The following is a 15,773-nucleotide window of genomic DNA, read 5'->3' on the forward strand; positions in this document are numbered from 1 at the left end:
CGTGATGAGTGCTTCTACACCTTTGCCTCTGCGCGTCGCCATCATTGGCGCCGGGCAGGTTGCAGACAAAGTGCATGCCTCGTATTACGCCACGCGCAGTGATGTTCAAATGGTGGCTGTCATGGACAGCCGCCTTGAGCAGGCACAGGCGTTCGCGGAACGTTATGCTATTCCATCGGCATGGCAGGACGCTCACGAGATGTTGCAGGAAGTAAAACCGGATGTGGTGAGCGTCTGTTCGCCTAACCGGTTCCATTTTGAACATGTGATGGCGGCTCTCGAAGCAGGCTGTCATGTGATGTGTGAAAAGCCGCCGGCGATGACGCCGCACCAGGCGGATGAGATGCGTCTCGCGGCGCGCAAGGCCGGAAAAGTCCTCGCGTACGATTTTCACCATCGCTTTGCCCTGGATACCCAGCTCCTGCGCGATGCGGTTATGAACGGAACGCTCGGTGAAATTTACTTCACCTCCGCGCAGGCGCTGCGTCGCTGCGGTGTGCCGGGGTGGGGCGTGTTCACCAATAAATCGCTTCAGGGCGGCGGGCCGCTGATCGATATCGGCATTCATATGCTGGATGCCGCGATGTATGTGCTGGGCTTCCCGGCCGTGAAGCGGGTAACCGCGCACAGCTTCCAGAGACTGGGGAACCGGAAACACACCGGCCAGTTTGGCGAATGGGATCCTGCGCAGTTTACCGTGGAAGATGCCCTGTTTGGTACGATTGAGTTCTGCAACGGTGGCATTCTGCGTCTGGACACCTCTTTTGCGCTTAATATCCGCGAGCAGTCGATCATGAACGTCTCTTTCTGCGGTGAGAAGGCGGGTGCAACGCTGTTCCCGGCACACATTTATAACGACGAAGCCGGTGTTTTGCAGACGCTGATCCAGCGTGAAGAAGCTGACGATCGGAGACATCTACGCAGTATGGACGCGTTTGTTCGCCACGTATTGGGCGAGCCGGTCATGATTGCCGATGCGGAGCAGGGGCTGGTGATCCAGCAATTAGTCGCGGCGTTATATGAAGTCGCGGAAACAGGGGAAAGCGTGACGTTATGCTGAACCAGTCTGTATTAACCGATCCGGGCTTTTGCCCGCATAGCCTGAATAAGTACGCGTCCATTATGGCCTGCGGCAATGGCTACATGGGCATTCGCGCCACGCATGAAGAAGATTACACCCAGCAGACCAGAGGCATGTATCTCGCCGGGCTGTATCATCGCGCGGGACGCAATGAAACCACTGAGCTGATCAATCTGCCGGATGTCACCGGGGTTGAAGTTGAGCTGGACGGCGTCAATTTCACGCTCCTTTCAGGCGAAATTCTTGAGTGGCAACGCGAGCTGGCCTTTGCTAACGGCGAACTGAATCGTAACGTTGTCTGGCGTTCGCCGGACGGAAAACGCTATCGCCTCGAGAGCCGTCGTTTTGTTTCGCTGGACCAGTTGCCCTTAGTGGCAATGCAGCTCTCGATCACACCGCTTGACGGCGCCGCTCAGGCCGTGCTGAAAACCGGCATAGATGCGACACAAACGAACAGCGGCAGGCAGCATCTGGATGAAATCTCGGTCAGGGTCTTTGACCAGCACTACATGCAGGGTGTGTATGAAACGCAGGACCGGGCGTCTGAAGTTGTTGTTTCGGCGTTTTGTCAGCTCTCCGCTAAGAGCGACAGTTGTTTCACCGCCAAAAATCGTCGCCTCAGCGTTCATCATTCTCTGACTATCTCGCAAGGTGACACTGTCACGCTTGAAAAAATCGTCTGGCTGACGCATCGCTGCGATAAATCGCTCTCGCAGGAGTCTTTCGCCCGCAACGCGCTGGCCGATCTCAAAGTCTGCGCGGCAAGAGGCTACGATGCGTTGCTTGAGAGCTCAGCGTACGCCTGGGAAGCGGTCTGGCGTGATGCTCGGGTGGAAGTGACTTGTGCAGAACAGCAGGATCAGCTGGCGCTGGATTACGCCGTCTGGCATCTGACGACAATGACGCCTGCTCATGATGAGCGAAGCAGTATTGCGGCGAAAGGGCTGACGGGTGAGGGGTATAAGGGACACGTCTTCTGGGATACCGAAATTTTCCTGCTGCCGTTCCATCTGTTTACCCGTCCACAGATTGCCCGCAGTCTGCTGCGCTATCGCTGGCTCAATCTTTCGGGCGCGCGTGAAAAAGCACGCCGTAACGGTTGGCCGGGCGCGTTGTTCCCGTGGGAAAGCGCCGCCAGCGGACAGGAAGAGACGCCAGAATTCGCGGCCATTAACATCCGCACCGGGGTTCGCCAGAAGATCGCCTCCGCACTCGCTGAACACCACATCGTGGCAGATATTGCCTGGGCCGTTGTCGCTTACTGGCAGGCAACACACGACGATGCCTTTATGCGCAATGAGGGCCTGACGCTGCTGATGGAAACCGCTTCGTTCTGGATGGGACGCGCGACGGAAATTAATGGTCGTCTTGAGATCCATGACGTGATCGGACCGGATGAATACACCGAGCATGTCAACAACAACGCCTACACCAACTATCTGGCCTGGCACAACGTTGCCTGCGCGCGTCAGTTTATGGCGATGTTTGGGCGTGAAGATGCGCGTTTTACGGAGAATGCCGGGACGTTTCTGGCGCGCCTGTGGCTGCCAGAGGCCGACGCAGAGGGTGTGATCCCGCAGGATGATACCTTCATGGCAAAACCTGCCATCGATCTGAGCCGCTATAAAGCCAAAGCGGGTAAGCAAACCATTCTGCTTGATTACTCTCGCGCGGAAGTGAACGAGATGCAGATCCTGAAGCAGGCCGACGTGGTGATGCTTAACTACCTGCTGCCGGAACGGTTTACGCCGCAGCAATGTGCCGCCAATCTGGCGTTCTACGAGCCACGCACGATTCATGATTCATCCCTGAGTAAAGCCATTCACGGCATTGTGCTCGCACGCTGCGGTGACACTGACGGGGCGTATGCCTTCTGGCGTGATGGTATCGCCATCGACCTGGGGGACGACCCGCACAGCAGTGATGACGGTATTCATGCCGCCGCCACCGGTGCGATCTGGTTGGGCGCCATTCAGGGATTTGCTGGCCTGCACATTAGCGAAGGGGAGCTGCATCTTGCGCCGAAGCTGCCTGCTCACTGGCAGAAACTCGCCTTCCCGCTGCGGTGGCGGAACGCAACAATGCACGTTACCTGTGAAGATGACCAGTTAACCATTGAAACCACCGCACCTGTCACGTTGACGCTGTGGGGTAAAACGCTGCACGTATCAGGGCGAAAGGTCTGCGCGCGTAAGGACTTTCTTGCATCTGTTAATGGGACCGCTACCACGGAGGGGCGCCATGACGCTTAACGCTGTTGTATTCGATCTGGACGGGGTGATCACCGATACCGCGCATCTTCACTTTCTGGCCTGGCGCGCCGTGGCGGAGGAGATTGGTATCACCTTCGATGAAGTATTTAACGAACAGCTGAAGGGAATAAGCCGTATGGACTCCCTCCTGCGCATTCTGAAACATGGCGGGAAAGAGGGGATGTTCAGTGACGAGCAGCGCCTGGCGCTGGCGACGAAAAAAAACGCGCTTTACGTCCAGTCGCTGGCATCACTGACGCAGGATTCACTGCTCCCGGGGATTCGCGACGTGCTGGCGGATATTCGCGCCGCGAAGGTCAAAATTGGCCTGGCATCCGTATCGCTTAATGCCCCCGGGATTTTGCACGCGTTGGGTATTCATCAGGCTTTCGATTTTTGCGCCGATGCGTCGCGCATTTGCCGCTCAAAGCCGGACCCGGAAATCTTCCTTGCGGCCTGTAAAGGACTGAACGTACGTCCTGAAGAGGCCATTGGTATCGAAGATGCCGCCGCAGGGGTAGATGCGATCAACGCCGCAGGAATGCTGTCGGTCGGGATTGGGCCTGGCCTGAACCATGCGGGATTACAACTTCATTCAACGCAGGAACTGACCTGGGAACGCCTGACGGCGTTCTGGGCATCCCGGGCGTATTTATAAGGAATTAATAATGGCTCAACTGTCTCTGAAACACATTCAGAAAATCTATGATAACCAGGTCCACGTGGTGAAGGATTTCAACCTCGAAATTGAAGACAAAGAATTTATTGTCTTCGTCGGTCCATCGGGCTGTGGGAAATCCACGACGCTGCGAATGATTGCCGGCCTTGAGGAGATCAGCGCGGGTGAACTGATTATTGATGGGGTTTGCATGAATGATGTTCCCGCCAAGTCCCGTGATATCGCGATGGTCTTCCAGAACTATGCGCTCTATCCGCATATGACGGTCTACGACAACATGGCGTTTGGCCTGAAAATGCAAAAAATTGCGCCCTCCGTCATTGAAGAACGCGTTAGCTGGGCGGCACAGATCCTGGGCTTGCGCGACTATCTCCAGCGTAAACCTGGCGCGTTGTCCGGCGGTCAGCGCCAGCGCGTGGCGTTAGGCAGGGCGATAGTGCGCGAAGCGGGGGTCTTCCTGATGGATGAGCCTTTATCCAACCTCGATGCCAAACTTCGTGTGCAGATGCGCGCTGAAATCAGCAAGCTGCACCAGAAGCTTAACACCACCATGATTTACGTGACGCACGATCAGACGGAAGCCATGACGATGGCGACCCGCATCGTGATTTTAAAGGACGGCATCATTCAGCAGGTGGGCGCGCCGAAGCAGGTCTACAACGAGCCGGCGAATATGTTCGTTGCAGGGTTTATTGGTTCGCCTGCGATGAACTTCATTCGTGGCGCGATCGACGACCGCTACTTTGTGACGGAAACGCTGCGCCTGGAGATCCCGGAGGACAAGCTGGCCGTACTGAATGCGCAAGGTTACCAGCGTAAAGCGGTCGTCTTTGGGATCCGTCCGGAAGACATTCTCACCGCACAGCGAAGCGGTGAAAACATCACGGCGAAGATCAGCGTTGCTGAGCTGACCGGGGCTGAATTTATGCTTTATGCCACCGTGGGTGGGCATGAACTGGTTATCCGTGCGGGAGCGGCGGATGATTACGTTGCCGGAGATAATATCGGCATCCAGTTCGATATGAATAAGTGCCATTTCTTCGATGCTGATACTGAAACAGCTATTAGATAAGAAAGGTGTTCGCCGGAAATGAAAGTTTCCGGTTTTTTGTGTGTTAATTATAAAGGAATATTTTAATGAGTACTCTACTAAGAAGTGCTGCGCTCGTCCTGTGCGCAGGGGTGAGCTGCGCGCAAGCAACAGAATCAGCCAAACAGTGGGAATTTAATATTGGCGCCATGTATGAAATTGAAAACGTCGAAGGTCAGGCCGACGATAAAGATGGATTATATGAACCCTCCGTGTGGTTTAATGCCACATGGGATGCCTGGACCATTTCGCTGGCTATGTATCAGGAAGGGCCGGTCGATTACAGTAGCATGACGCGCGGCACCTATTTCGATCGTCCTGAAGTAGAATTACGCTATCGTTTTATCGGCACCGATGATTTTACGTTCGGCCTGACCGGTGGCTTCCGTAATTATGGCTATCACTTTAAGGATGAGCATGGTGCTAAAGACGGTAGTGCTAATATGCAGCGCTATAAAGTTCAGCCTGACTGGGATATTAAACTAACCGACGACTGGCGTTTTGGCGGCTGGTTTGCCATGTATCAGTTTGCCAACGATCTGGAAAAAACCGGCTATTCTGACAGCCGCGTCGAGACCGAAACCGGTTTTACCTGGACAATTAACGAAACGGTTTCGGCAAAAGTTAATTACTATTTAGAGCGCGGTTTTAATATGGACGGCTCACGAAATAACGGTGAATTCTCCACTCAGGAAATTCGCGCCTATCTGCCGATTTCATTGGGTCAGACGACGCTAACGCCTTATACCCGTCTGGGACTCGATCGCTGGTCAAACTGGGACTGGCAAGACGATCCTGAGCGTGAAGGACATGATTTCAACCGTTTGGGTATGCTGTACGCCTATGATTTTAACAATGGTTTATCCATGACGCTGGAATATGCCTACGAATGGGAAAACCATGACGAAGGGGAAAGTGACCGCTTCCACTATGCCGGTATCGGCGTGAATTACGCGTTTTGATAACACTTCACCAGGGGCGTTTGCCCCTGGTTTTTAGCGTAATGAAGCCGCATCTGAAAAATGCGTTTCAACCAATATCTTATGCGGGGCAGGTTTACCCGCTATGCACCTGAACAACACATCGCAGCTCTCTTCGCCCAGCTTTCTGGTGGGGATATCAAAGCCGCCAGGCGCAGGGGTTAAAATGAGAGATAGCATTGGGTCGCTGTATCCTGCCATTGCGACCTGTTCCGGGATCGTCAGGTTTAGCGCATCCGCGGCACGATAAAGACTCAGCAATTTCATGCTGTCCGTCGCAAAAACCGCATCGGGCGGGTTGTCTGAAGAGAGTAGCTGACAGGCCGCCTGAAGCGCGCTTTCATGGGTGTATCCGCCATCAATAACCCAGTCCGGGTTAATTGCAATACCCTGCTTCTCAAGGCTCGATTTATAGCCCGCCAGGCGATCGATAGAAACGTGATAATCGAGCGGGGCATGCAGGCAGGCAATTTTAGTGCGACCATGTTTGATAAATGAGTCGGTTAATATGGCGCTGTCGCGGAAATTATCCGTGTCGACAGAATAGATATTCTGGTAATTACCTTCCACTTTACCAATAACGACCACGGGCACGCCATATTCGTCCAGCGTCGCGAAAAAAGACTCGTTCGCCGGCGAGCTTAGCATGATGATCCCCTTGATCATCTTCTGCTTTATTTTACCCACGCATTTTTGCAGATCATCTTCGCTGCTTTTGGACGTTTGTAAAATAACATCAAAACCCTCTTCTTCTGCTTTTGCCGTAATGGCATGTAGTACATCAGAGAAAAACGGATTGCCTGCGGTGGTTTTGGTTGAACGGGTCGAAATAACCATAATGGCGTCGAAGCCAGAAGAGGTGAGTGCGCGGGCAAGTTTATTCGGTTGATAATTTAATTCTTCTATCGCCTTCAACACCTTTTCGCGCGCTTCAGGAGAAATATTCGTTTGTTTATTCAGAACGCGCGACACGGTTGATTTCGAAACGCCAGCAACGCGGGCAATATCATAGATGGTGGGTGACATACACCTTACTCACTCCAGACGGACAGCAATTGCGCCCATCTTACTGGAGAGAAAACGGCAATAGCAATAATTAAGAATTGATAATCAACGATCTGCCCCAATTTACTGTATTCTGAAGTGACTTTTTTCAGGGTTCCAGGCAATGAAGGACGGCGATGAAGCGACTTAAAAACGAATTCAATTCTCTGGTGAACCGTGGCGTTGATCGCCATCTGCGTCTTGCCGTGACGGGGCTGAGCCGCAGCGGTAAGACAGCATTCATTACGGCGATGGTCAATCAGCTGTTGAACCTGCATGCAGGGGCGCGCTTGCCACTGCTTAGCGCAGTGCGCGAGGAGCGGTTGCTTGGGGTGAAACGCGTACCGCAACGTGATTTTGGCATACCCCGTTTCACCTATGATGAAGGTCTGGCGCAGTTATACGGGGAGCCTCCCGCCTGGCCCACCCCGACGCGTGGCGTGAGCGAAATCCGTCTTGCGCTTCGTTTCCGCTCGAATGAATCCCTGATGCGTCACTTCAAAGAAACGTCCACGCTCTATCTCGAAATTGTGGATTACCCGGGAGAATGGCTGCTCGATTTACCGATGCTGGCGCAGGATTACCTGAGCTGGTCCCGACAGATGACCGGTCTGTTGCAGGGGCAGCGGGCAGAGTGGTCGACCAAATGGCGCCAGCTTTGCGAAGGACTGGATCCGCTGGCACCGGCGGATGAAAACCGTCTGGCCGTCATAGCCGAAGCCTGGACGGATTACCTGCATCAGTGCAAGCAGGAGGGGTTGCATTTTATTCAGCCGGGCCGCTTTGTTCTGCCGGGTGATTTAGCCGGTGCTCCCGCGCTACAGTTTTTCCCGTGGCCGGACGTTGACAGCATCGGTGAATCGAAACTGGCGCAGGCGGACAAGACCACCAACGCCGGTATGCTCCGCGAGCGATACAATTATTACTGTGAAAAGGTGGTTAAGGGCTTTTATAAAAATCACTTTTTACGCTTTGACCGCCAGATCGTGCTGGTGGACTGCCTGCAACCGCTTAACAGCGGGCCGCAGGCGTTTAATGATATGCGGCTGGCGCTTACGCAGCTGATGCAAAGCTTTCATTATGGCCAGCGTACGCTGTTTCGCCGTTTGTTCTCGCCGGTCATCGACAAGCTGCTGTTTGCCGCCACAAAAGCTGACCATGTGACGGTCGATCAGCACGCCAACATGGTATCCCTGCTGCAACAGCTGGTGCAGGATGCCTGGCAGAATGCGGCCTTCGAAGGGATCAGCATGGACTGTCTGGGGCTGGCGTCCGTACAGGCAACGCAGAGTGGGTTGATTGACCTGAATGGCGAGAAAATTCCGGCCCTGCGGGGCAACCGTCTCAGCGACGGGGAGCCGCTCACGGTCTATCCGGGGGAAGTTCCGGCGCGTCTGCCGGGCCAGGCTTTCTGGCAAAGCCAGGGTTTTCAGTTCGAAGCCTTCCGTCCGCAGAGCATGAACGTTGACCAGCCATTGCCGCATATCCGTCTGGATGCCGCGCTGGAGTTTTTAATTGGAGATAAATTGCGATGACGGAACCGTTAAAACCACGCATTGATTTTACCGGCCAGCTTGAGCAGTCCCCGCATGAGGCGTTTAAAACGGCGCAGACCTTCAGCGGGCCGCAGGCCGACAACTTTGCTCCCGTGCTGGCAGACGAACCGATGGTTGAAGAGGGGCAGGCGGAAGCGGTTGTTGATGCGGCACTGCGCCCGAAACGCAGCCTGTGGCGCAAGATGGTGACCGCCGGGTTAGCCCTTTTTGGTGTGAGCGTAATCGGTCAGGGCGTGCAGTGGGGCGTCAATGCCTGGCAAACGCAGGACTGGGTGGCGCTGGGGGGATGCGCCGCCGGGGCGTTGATTGTTGGTGCGGGCGTTGGCTCAGTCGTCACCGAGTGGCGTCGCCTCTGGCGTTTGCGTCAGCGTGCCCACGAACGCGATGAAGCGCGGGATCTGCTGCACAGTCACGGCACAGGAAAAGGGCGTGCTTTTTGTGAAAAGCTTGCGGCTCAGGCCGGGATTGATCACTCTCACCCGGCGCTTCAGCGCTGGTATGCGGCGATCCACGAAACCCAGAATGACCAGGAAGTGGTCACGCTCTATGCCCACATTGTTCAGCCGGTGCTGGATGCGCAGGCTCGTCGTGAGATCAGCTGCTCGGCGGCGGAATCTACCCTGATGATCGCCGTCAGTCCGCTGGCGATGGTGGACATGGCCTTTATCGCCTGGCGCAACCTGCGCCTGATCAACCGCATCGCCAGATTGTATGGCATCGAGCTTGGCTATTACAGCCGGCTGCGCCTGTTCAAACTGGTATTGCTGAATATCGCCTTCGCCGGGGCAAGCGAACTGGTACGGGAGGTCGGGATGGACTGGATGTCGCAGGATCTTGCGGCGCGTCTCTCTGCCCGGGCGGCGCAGGGGATTGGTGCCGGTCTGCTGACGGCACGCCTGGGCATCAAAGCGATGGAAGTTTGTCGTCCACTCCCCTGGATCGATGGCAATAAGCCGCGGCTGGGGGATTTCCGTCGCGAATTGATTGGCCAGCTTAAAGAGACGCTCAATAAAAAACCTGCTCAGTGAGGTTTTGTTTACTAATCGTGCGGGCTGTCAATATTTGTTGACAGCCACCTTCCCGAATACCGTTATCTGACATATCATTTTATTGTTATTGGCTTAAACGGTGAATTTCCCATGCGTCTGGAAGTCTTTTGTGAGGACCGTCTCGGTCTGACCCGCGAGTTACTCGATCTTCTTGTTTTACGTAGCATTGATTTACGTGGCATAGAGATCGACCCTGTTGGGCGAATTTACCTCAATTTTGCCGAAATTGAATTTAATACCTTCAGTAGCCTGATGGCGGAAATCCGCCGTATCGCTGGCGTTACGGATGTACGCACCATCCCCTGGATGCCGTCCGAGCGGGAACATCTTGCGCTGAGCGCGCTGCTGGAAGCAATGCCGGAGCCGTTTCTCTCTCTCGATCTGAAAAATAAAGTCGAGCGCGTTAACCAGGCCAGCTGCCAGCTGTTTGCGCAGACTCAGGAAAAACTTATCGGGCACCACGCCACGCAACTGATCACCGGGTTTAATTTCCAGCGCTGGCTGGACAGCAACCCGCAAAATACCCATAGCGAGCATGTCGTCATCAACGGACAGAATTTCCTGATGGAGATCACGCCGGTCTACCTGAAAGGGGAAAATGCCGCGCGGGTGCTCACCGGCGCGGTGATCATGCTGCGCTCCACGGTGCGCATGGGACGCCAGTTACAGAATCTTTCCAGCCAGGACGTCGGCGCATTCAGCCAGATTATTGCGGTGAGCCCGAAGATGCGTCATGTAATCGACCAGGCGCGCAAGCTGGCAAATCTTACGGCGCCGCTGCTGATTACCGGGGATACCGGTACGGGGAAAGATCTGCTGGCGCATGCTGTGCACATGGCCAGCCCGCGTGCGGCAAAACCGTATCTGGCGCTGAACTGCGCCTCTATTCCTGAAGATGCGGTGGAAAGTGAGCTGTTCGGGCATGCGCCGGAAGGTAAAAAAGGCTTCTTTGAACAGGCGAATGGCGGCTCGGTGCTGCTGGACGAGATTGGCGAAATGTCGCCACGCATGCAGGCGAAACTGCTGCGTTTTCTCAATGACGGCACGTTCCGCCGTGTGGGGGAAGATCATGAAGTACACGTGGATGTGCGCGTCATCTGCGCCACCCAGAAAAACCTGGTGGAGCTGGTGCAGAAAGGGGTATTCCGCGAAGATCTCTACTATCGTCTCAACGTTCTGACGCTCAATATTCCGCCGCTGCGCGATTGCCCGCAGGACATCATGCCGTTGACAGAACTGTTCGTGGCCCGTTTTGCCGACGAGCAGGGCGTGCCGCGTCCGAAGCTCTCTGCCGACCTGGGCACCGTGCTGACGCGTTACGGCTGGCCGGGCAATATTCGTCAGCTTAAAAATGCGGTCTATCGCGCATTAACTCAGCTTGAAGGGTATGAACTGCGCCCTCAGGATATTCTGTTGCCGGATTACGATGCCGGGACGGTCTCGGTAGGCGAAGAGGCAATGGAAGGCTCGCTGGATGACATCACCAGCCGTTTCGAGCGTTCGGTGTTAACGCAGCTTTATCGCAGCTATCCGAGCACGCGCAAGCTGGCTAAACGTCTTGGGGTGTCACATACCGCGATTGCGAATAAGCTGCGCGAGTATGGGTTAAATCAGAAGAAGGGTGACGAATAAATAAAAAAGCCTCTTTGCAGAGGCTTTTTTACGTTTAGGCTTTAAGCGCCTCAAGTGCAGCGGTGTAATCCGGTTCGGTAGTGATTTCGTTAACCAGCTCACTGAAAACAACGTTGTCGTTTTCGTCGATCACCAGCACCGCACGAGCAGCCAGACCTTTCAGCGCGCCTTCGGAAATGGCAACACCGTATTTTTCCAGGAAATCCGGGCTGCGCAGAGTGGAAAGGGTGATGACGTTACTCAGGCCTTCAGCGCCGCAGAAGCGGGACTGGGCAAACGGCAGGTCAGCAGAAATGCACAGCACTACGGTGTTGTCCATTTCGGTCGCCAGCTGGTTGAATTTACGCACTGATGCAGCACAAACGCCAGTATCGATGCTTGGGAAAATGTTCAGGACTTTACGTTTGCCAGCAAACTGGCTCAGCGTGACGTCAGACAGATCTTTAGCCACCAGAGTAAAAGGCTGTGCTTTGCTGCCAGACTGTGGGATGGAACCTGCAACAGCAACCGGGTTGCCCTGGAAATGAACGAGTTGTGACATAGATATCTTCCTGTTTACAAATAGTTAACGTCGTGGCTAGTGTATGTCATCCGCAGTTAGCACGGCAAACCAATTTTCTGCCTTTCCGGCCTGCAAGGAGTCAGTGATGAGAAGCGTTAAGGTCTATGAAGAAGCCTGGCCATTGCACACCCCGTTTGTGATCTCGCGTGGCAGCCGTAATGAGGCCTGTGTGGTCGTGGTTGAATGTGAAGAGGACGGCGTAAAAGGCGTCGGGGAATGTACCCCTTATCCTCGCTACGGAGAAAGCCTGGCGTCAGTCATGGCGCAAATTATGACGGTAGTGCCCGAGTTGCAGGCGGGCCTAACGCGTGAGGCTCTTCAGCTTCGGTTGCCGGCCGGCGCGGCACGCAACGCGATTGACTGCGCACTCTGGAGTCTGGAAGCGGCGAAACAACAAAAACCGCTGCCTGCGCTGCTGGACGTTACGCTGCCGCAATCGATCGTCACCGCGCAAACGGTGGTCATCGGTGAACCAGAGCAAATGGCCGCCAGCGCTCAGGCGTTGTATGCCACCGGTGCAACATTATTAAAGGTGAAGCTCGACGATCGTCTGATTAGCGAACGCATGGTCGCCATTCGTGCGGCGGTGCCTGATGCCACTCTTATCGTCGATGCGAACGAATCATGGCATAGTGAAGGGCTGGCAGCTCGTTGTCAGCTGCTTGCCGATCTGGGCGTCGCCATGCTGGAGCAACCCCTATCGGCAGAAGACGATGCCGCCCTGGCGAATTTTATTCATCCGCTTCCCGTCTGTGCAGATGAAAGCTGTCATACCCGTGAGAGCCTGTCAGCTCTCGAGGGACGCTACGAAATGGTGAACATTAAGCTGGATAAAACAGGTGGATTAACCGAAGCCCTGGCACTGGCACAAGATGCGCAGGCGCAAGGCTTTGCTCTGATGCTGGGCTGCATGTTGTGCACGTCAAGAGCGATCGGCGCTGCGCTCCCGCTGGTGAACAGCGTGCGTTTTGCCGATCTTGACGGCCCAACCTGGCTGGCGGTTGACGTATCACCCGCCCTGAATTTTACCTCCGGTGTACTTCATCTTTGAGGCTGCCAGCGCAGGAGATCTGTCATCGCCCGCAGGTATTTTTCGCTCGCTTCATCCGAGGAGATGGGCGGAAACTCTGCGGTGATACAGTGAAGGCTAAGGTCTGCGCACCAGCTGCCAAACGACCCGGGTGTTTCATAGCCAACGCTGCTCACCAGAGGTAGAGCAAACGCATCCGCCAGCCACTGCCCGAGCGCCGTATTACGAGGATCTTCAATACAGGCGAGGGGATCGTGGAAAGAGACAACCCAGGCCGGGTGGATCTTATGAATAAGCTGGCACAATGCCTGAGTCTCCGGTTCGGAACCGGGTTTGTCTCCCGTGAGCAGGACAACATCTCGCTCCTGCGCCGAACTGTTCCAGCGATACACCGTTTCACCGGCGCGCCAGTTTGCCGCCGGGAAGTTCCTGTTCAGGTCAACGCCGCGTGCATTCGCCCGTAATCCAAGCTGACAACCGTCCGGGTTGACGGTCAAAATCACATGATGACGTCGTAAATCGGGGGCCAGCGTACGTAGCGCGCACGAGAGCGTCACGACAGACGAGTTTTCATCGCCATGCGTGCCCGCAATGATTAAGCCGCTATTGCGATCGGCCTCGGGTGCCGGAAACCAGATCAGCGGCGCGCCTAAAAACGAGCGTCCGTAATGTTCAGTCCCGGGCGGGAAGGCGCCGCGTTCCGTTCTTGGTCGGGTAGTTGCCATAGTAAACCCTGATGATAAAGTCACTTCTGGCAGTGTTGTGCAAAAGCCGCGCTTAATCAAATAGTTTCCGTGTGTGGAAAATTGCCTGACATCAACTTTCCGGAGGAAGCATTTGCATTTCTCCGTTTCGAAACAAATAATTACGCATCTGCCTGTTACCTGACATCATTAAGGGGATCGTATGAAGCATCCTGTTTCGCTTCTTTGTACTGCGCTGTGGCTGTGCGGGCTTTCTTCACTTTCATATGCCGCGGAGGTTCCCGAAGGAACGGTTCTCGCGCAAAAGCAGGAGCTGGTTCGACATATCAAAGATGAGCCCGCTTCGCTCGATCCGGCAAAAGCGGTGGGGTTGCCCGAGATACAGGTGATCCGCGATCTCTATGAAGGGCTGGTGAATCAGAACGAAAAAGGGGAGTTAGTTCCCGGCGTGGCGACGCGCTGGCAGAGCAATGATAACCGCGTCTGGACATTCACGCTGCGGGATAACGCTAAGTGGTCCGACGGTACTCCGGTGACGGCACAAGATTTTGTCTATAGCTGGCGTCGTCTGGTTGATCCTAAAACAACGTCACCTTTCGCCTGGTTTGCGGCGCTGGCGGGCATTAACAATGCCCAGTCCATCATCGACGGCAAAGCTGCTCCGGATACGCTCGGCGTGACGGCGGTCGATGCTAAAACGCTGCGCGTGCAGCTGGACAAACCGCTACCCTGGTTCAGTAATCTGACGGCTAACTTCGCGTTTTATCCTGTTCAAAAGGCCAATGTGGAGAGCGGTAAGGAATGGACGCGCCCTGGCGCGCTCATTGGCAACGGTGCTTATGTGCTGAAAGATCGCGTGGTGAATGAAAAACTGGTGGTTGAGCCGAATTCTCATTACTGGGATAACGCCAGGACGGTGCTTAAAAAAGTCACCTTTGTGCCGATCAACCAGGAGTCCTCAGCGACCAAACGCTATCTGGCGGGCGATATCGATATTACAGAATCGTTTCCGAAAAACATGTACCAGAAGCTGCTTAAAGATATTCCGGGTCAGGTATATACACCGCCACAGCTTGGGACCTATTACTACGCGTTTAACACGCAAAAAGGCCCAACCGCGGATGCCCGCGTACGTCTCGCGCTCAGCATGACTATCGACAGACGTATTATGGCGGAGAAAGTCTTGGGGACCGGTGAGAAACCGGCCTGGCATTTTACTCCCGATGTCACTGCGGGTTTTACGCCGGAAACCTCACCATTTGAGCAGATGTCGCAGCAGGAGCTGAATGCGCAGGCGAAAACGTTGTTGCAGGCGGCAGGCTATGGCCCTCAGCGTCCGCTAAAATTAACGCTGCTGTATAACACGTCTGAAAACCACCAGAAAATCGCGATTGCCGTTGCATCCATGTGGAAGAAAAATCTGGGTGTTGACGTTAAGTTGCAGAATCAGGAGTGGAAAACCTACATCGACAGCCGCAATACCGGGAATTTTGACGTCATCCGTGCATCGTGGGTAGGGGACTACAACGAGCCGTCGACATTCCTGTCGCTGCTGACCTCCTCCCACAGCGGGAATATCTCACGATTCAACGACCCTGCTTACGATAAGATTATTCATCAGGCGACGCTCGAAGCCACTGAAAAAGCGCGTAATGCCGACTACAACATGGCCGAGAAGATCCTCACCGAGAAAGCACCGATTGCCCCTATTTATCAGTACACCAATGGACGTCTCATCAAGCCATGGGTTAAAGGTTATCCGATAAATAACCCAGAGGATGTTGCGTACAGCCGTACAATGTATATTGAAAAGCATTAAAAAGAGGTCAGGGCGCTACGTGATTATGGTAAACATCCATTAACCGCATAAGCGCCCGCTCTCAGGGGGTATGATTTTACAGCCTGGTTAATACCGAATATCCCCTTCCTATCAGCCCATCACTCATTGTCATGATGAATATCTTCAGAGAGATTCTTCCTCCCGTTTATCGAAAAACGCGTAGTCATTTATTCGCCATTCCAGTAGCAGTGTAGTCATTACTTTTTTTAAGATTAAATTTGTCCGATACAGGATTTTTCATATTCAGGCCATTTATTGAATTAAAACCTTATTT

13 protein-coding genes are annotated in these 15,773 nt (G+C 54.4%); 10 read left to right on the forward strand and 3 right to left on the reverse strand.

Translation table 11 applies throughout. The features are described 5' to 3' along the window. The first annotated feature begins 1 nt into the window (after position 1). From SK58_RS12290 to SK58_RS12310, 5 genes are all read left to right on the forward strand, one after another. On the forward strand, positions 2–1,060 hold the full coding sequence (locus SK58_RS12290) for a Gfo/Idh/MocA family protein (RefSeq protein ID WP_154054540.1): 1,059 nt from the start codon (positions 2–4) through the stop codon (positions 1,058–1,060). Further along, positions 1,054–3,333 carry a glycoside hydrolase family 65 protein gene (locus SK58_RS12295; RefSeq protein WP_048219962.1) on the forward strand — a complete coding sequence of 760 codons (2,280 nt, stop codon included), beginning with the start codon at positions 1,054–1,056 and terminating at the stop codon, positions 3,331–3,333. Before SK58_RS12290 ends, SK58_RS12295 begins: the two co-directional genes overlap by 7 nt. Further along, the gene (gene pgmB / locus SK58_RS12300) at positions 3,323–3,991 is read left to right on the forward strand and encodes a beta-phosphoglucomutase (RefSeq protein ID WP_048219964.1); all 669 of its coding nucleotides are present in this window, start codon (positions 3,323–3,325) and stop codon (positions 3,989–3,991) included. The genes SK58_RS12295 and pgmB overlap by 11 nt, the downstream gene beginning before the upstream one ends. Before the next feature lie 10 nt (positions 3,992–4,001). Next, positions 4,002–5,084 carry an ABC transporter ATP-binding protein gene (locus SK58_RS12305; protein WP_048219966.1) on the forward strand — a complete coding sequence of 361 codons (1,083 nt, stop codon included), beginning with the start codon at positions 4,002–4,004 and terminating at the stop codon, positions 5,082–5,084. Between the two features lie 65 nt (positions 5,085–5,149). Next, complete coding sequence (locus SK58_RS12310) at positions 5,150–6,064, forward strand: OmpG family monomeric porin (protein ID WP_023303821.1); 915 nt, start codon at positions 5,150–5,152, stop codon at positions 6,062–6,064. Positions 6,065–6,097: 33 nt separating this feature from the next. Here SK58_RS12310 and SK58_RS12315 read toward each other — a convergent pair whose 3' ends face one another. Further along, positions 6,098–7,108 carry a LacI family DNA-binding transcriptional regulator gene (locus SK58_RS12315; RefSeq protein WP_023296696.1) on the reverse strand — a complete coding sequence of 337 codons (1,011 nt, stop codon included), beginning with the start codon at positions 7,106–7,108 and terminating at the stop codon, positions 6,098–6,100. 155 nt (positions 7,109–7,263) lie between these two features. Here SK58_RS12315 and SK58_RS12320 point away from each other — a divergent pair, with 155 nt between their 5' ends. The 3 genes from SK58_RS12320 to tyrR all read left to right on the forward strand — a co-directional run bounded on the left by SK58_RS12320 (position 7,264) and on the right by tyrR (position 11,363). Then, a complete protein-coding gene (locus tag SK58_RS12320) occupies positions 7,264–8,661 on the forward strand; it encodes a YcjX family GTP-binding protein (RefSeq protein ID WP_017382231.1) in 1,398 nt (465 codons plus the stop codon). Further along, a complete protein-coding gene (locus tag SK58_RS12325) occupies positions 8,658–9,710 on the forward strand; it encodes a YcjF family protein (protein WP_048219968.1) in 1,053 nt (350 codons plus the stop codon). Before SK58_RS12320 ends, SK58_RS12325 begins: the two co-directional genes overlap by 4 nt. A gap of 111 nt (positions 9,711–9,821) precedes the next feature. Then, positions 9,822–11,363: a transcriptional regulator TyrR gene (tyrR, locus tag SK58_RS12330; protein WP_003856887.1), complete on the forward strand. Its 1,542-nt coding sequence runs from the start codon at positions 9,822–9,824 to the stop codon at positions 11,361–11,363. A gap of 34 nt (positions 11,364–11,397) precedes the next feature. Here tyrR and tpx read toward each other — a convergent pair whose 3' ends face one another. Continuing rightward, on the reverse strand, positions 11,398–11,904 hold the full coding sequence (gene tpx / locus SK58_RS12335) for a thiol peroxidase (RefSeq protein ID WP_003856889.1): 507 nt from the start codon (positions 11,902–11,904) through the stop codon (positions 11,398–11,400). A gap of 106 nt (positions 11,905–12,010) precedes the next feature. On the opposite strand from tpx, the gene ycjG reads away from it, so the two are divergent. After that, the gene (gene ycjG, locus SK58_RS12340) at positions 12,011–12,976 is read left to right on the forward strand and encodes an L-Ala-D/L-Glu epimerase (RefSeq protein WP_017382233.1); all 966 of its coding nucleotides are present in this window, start codon (positions 12,011–12,013) and stop codon (positions 12,974–12,976) included. Here the strand turns inward: ycjG and mpaA are convergent. After that, positions 12,967–13,680 (reverse strand): murein tripeptide amidase MpaA, encoded by a 714-nt coding sequence (mpaA, locus tag SK58_RS12345; protein ID WP_017382234.1) that lies wholly within the window; start codon positions 13,678–13,680, stop codon positions 12,967–12,969. The genes ycjG and mpaA overlap by 10 nt on opposite strands. A gap of 181 nt (positions 13,681–13,861) precedes the next feature. On the opposite strand from mpaA, the gene SK58_RS12350 reads away from it, so the two are divergent. Further along, entirely contained in the window at positions 13,862–15,478 is a 1,617-nt protein-coding gene (locus SK58_RS12350; RefSeq protein ID WP_048219971.1) for a peptide ABC transporter substrate-binding protein, read from the forward strand. The last annotated feature ends 295 nt before the right edge of the window (positions 15,479–15,773 follow it).

This window comes from Enterobacter sp. BIDMC93, from assembly GCF_001037805.1.
Classification (GTDB): domain Bacteria; phylum Pseudomonadota; class Gammaproteobacteria; order Enterobacterales; family Enterobacteriaceae; genus Enterobacter; species Enterobacter hormaechei_C.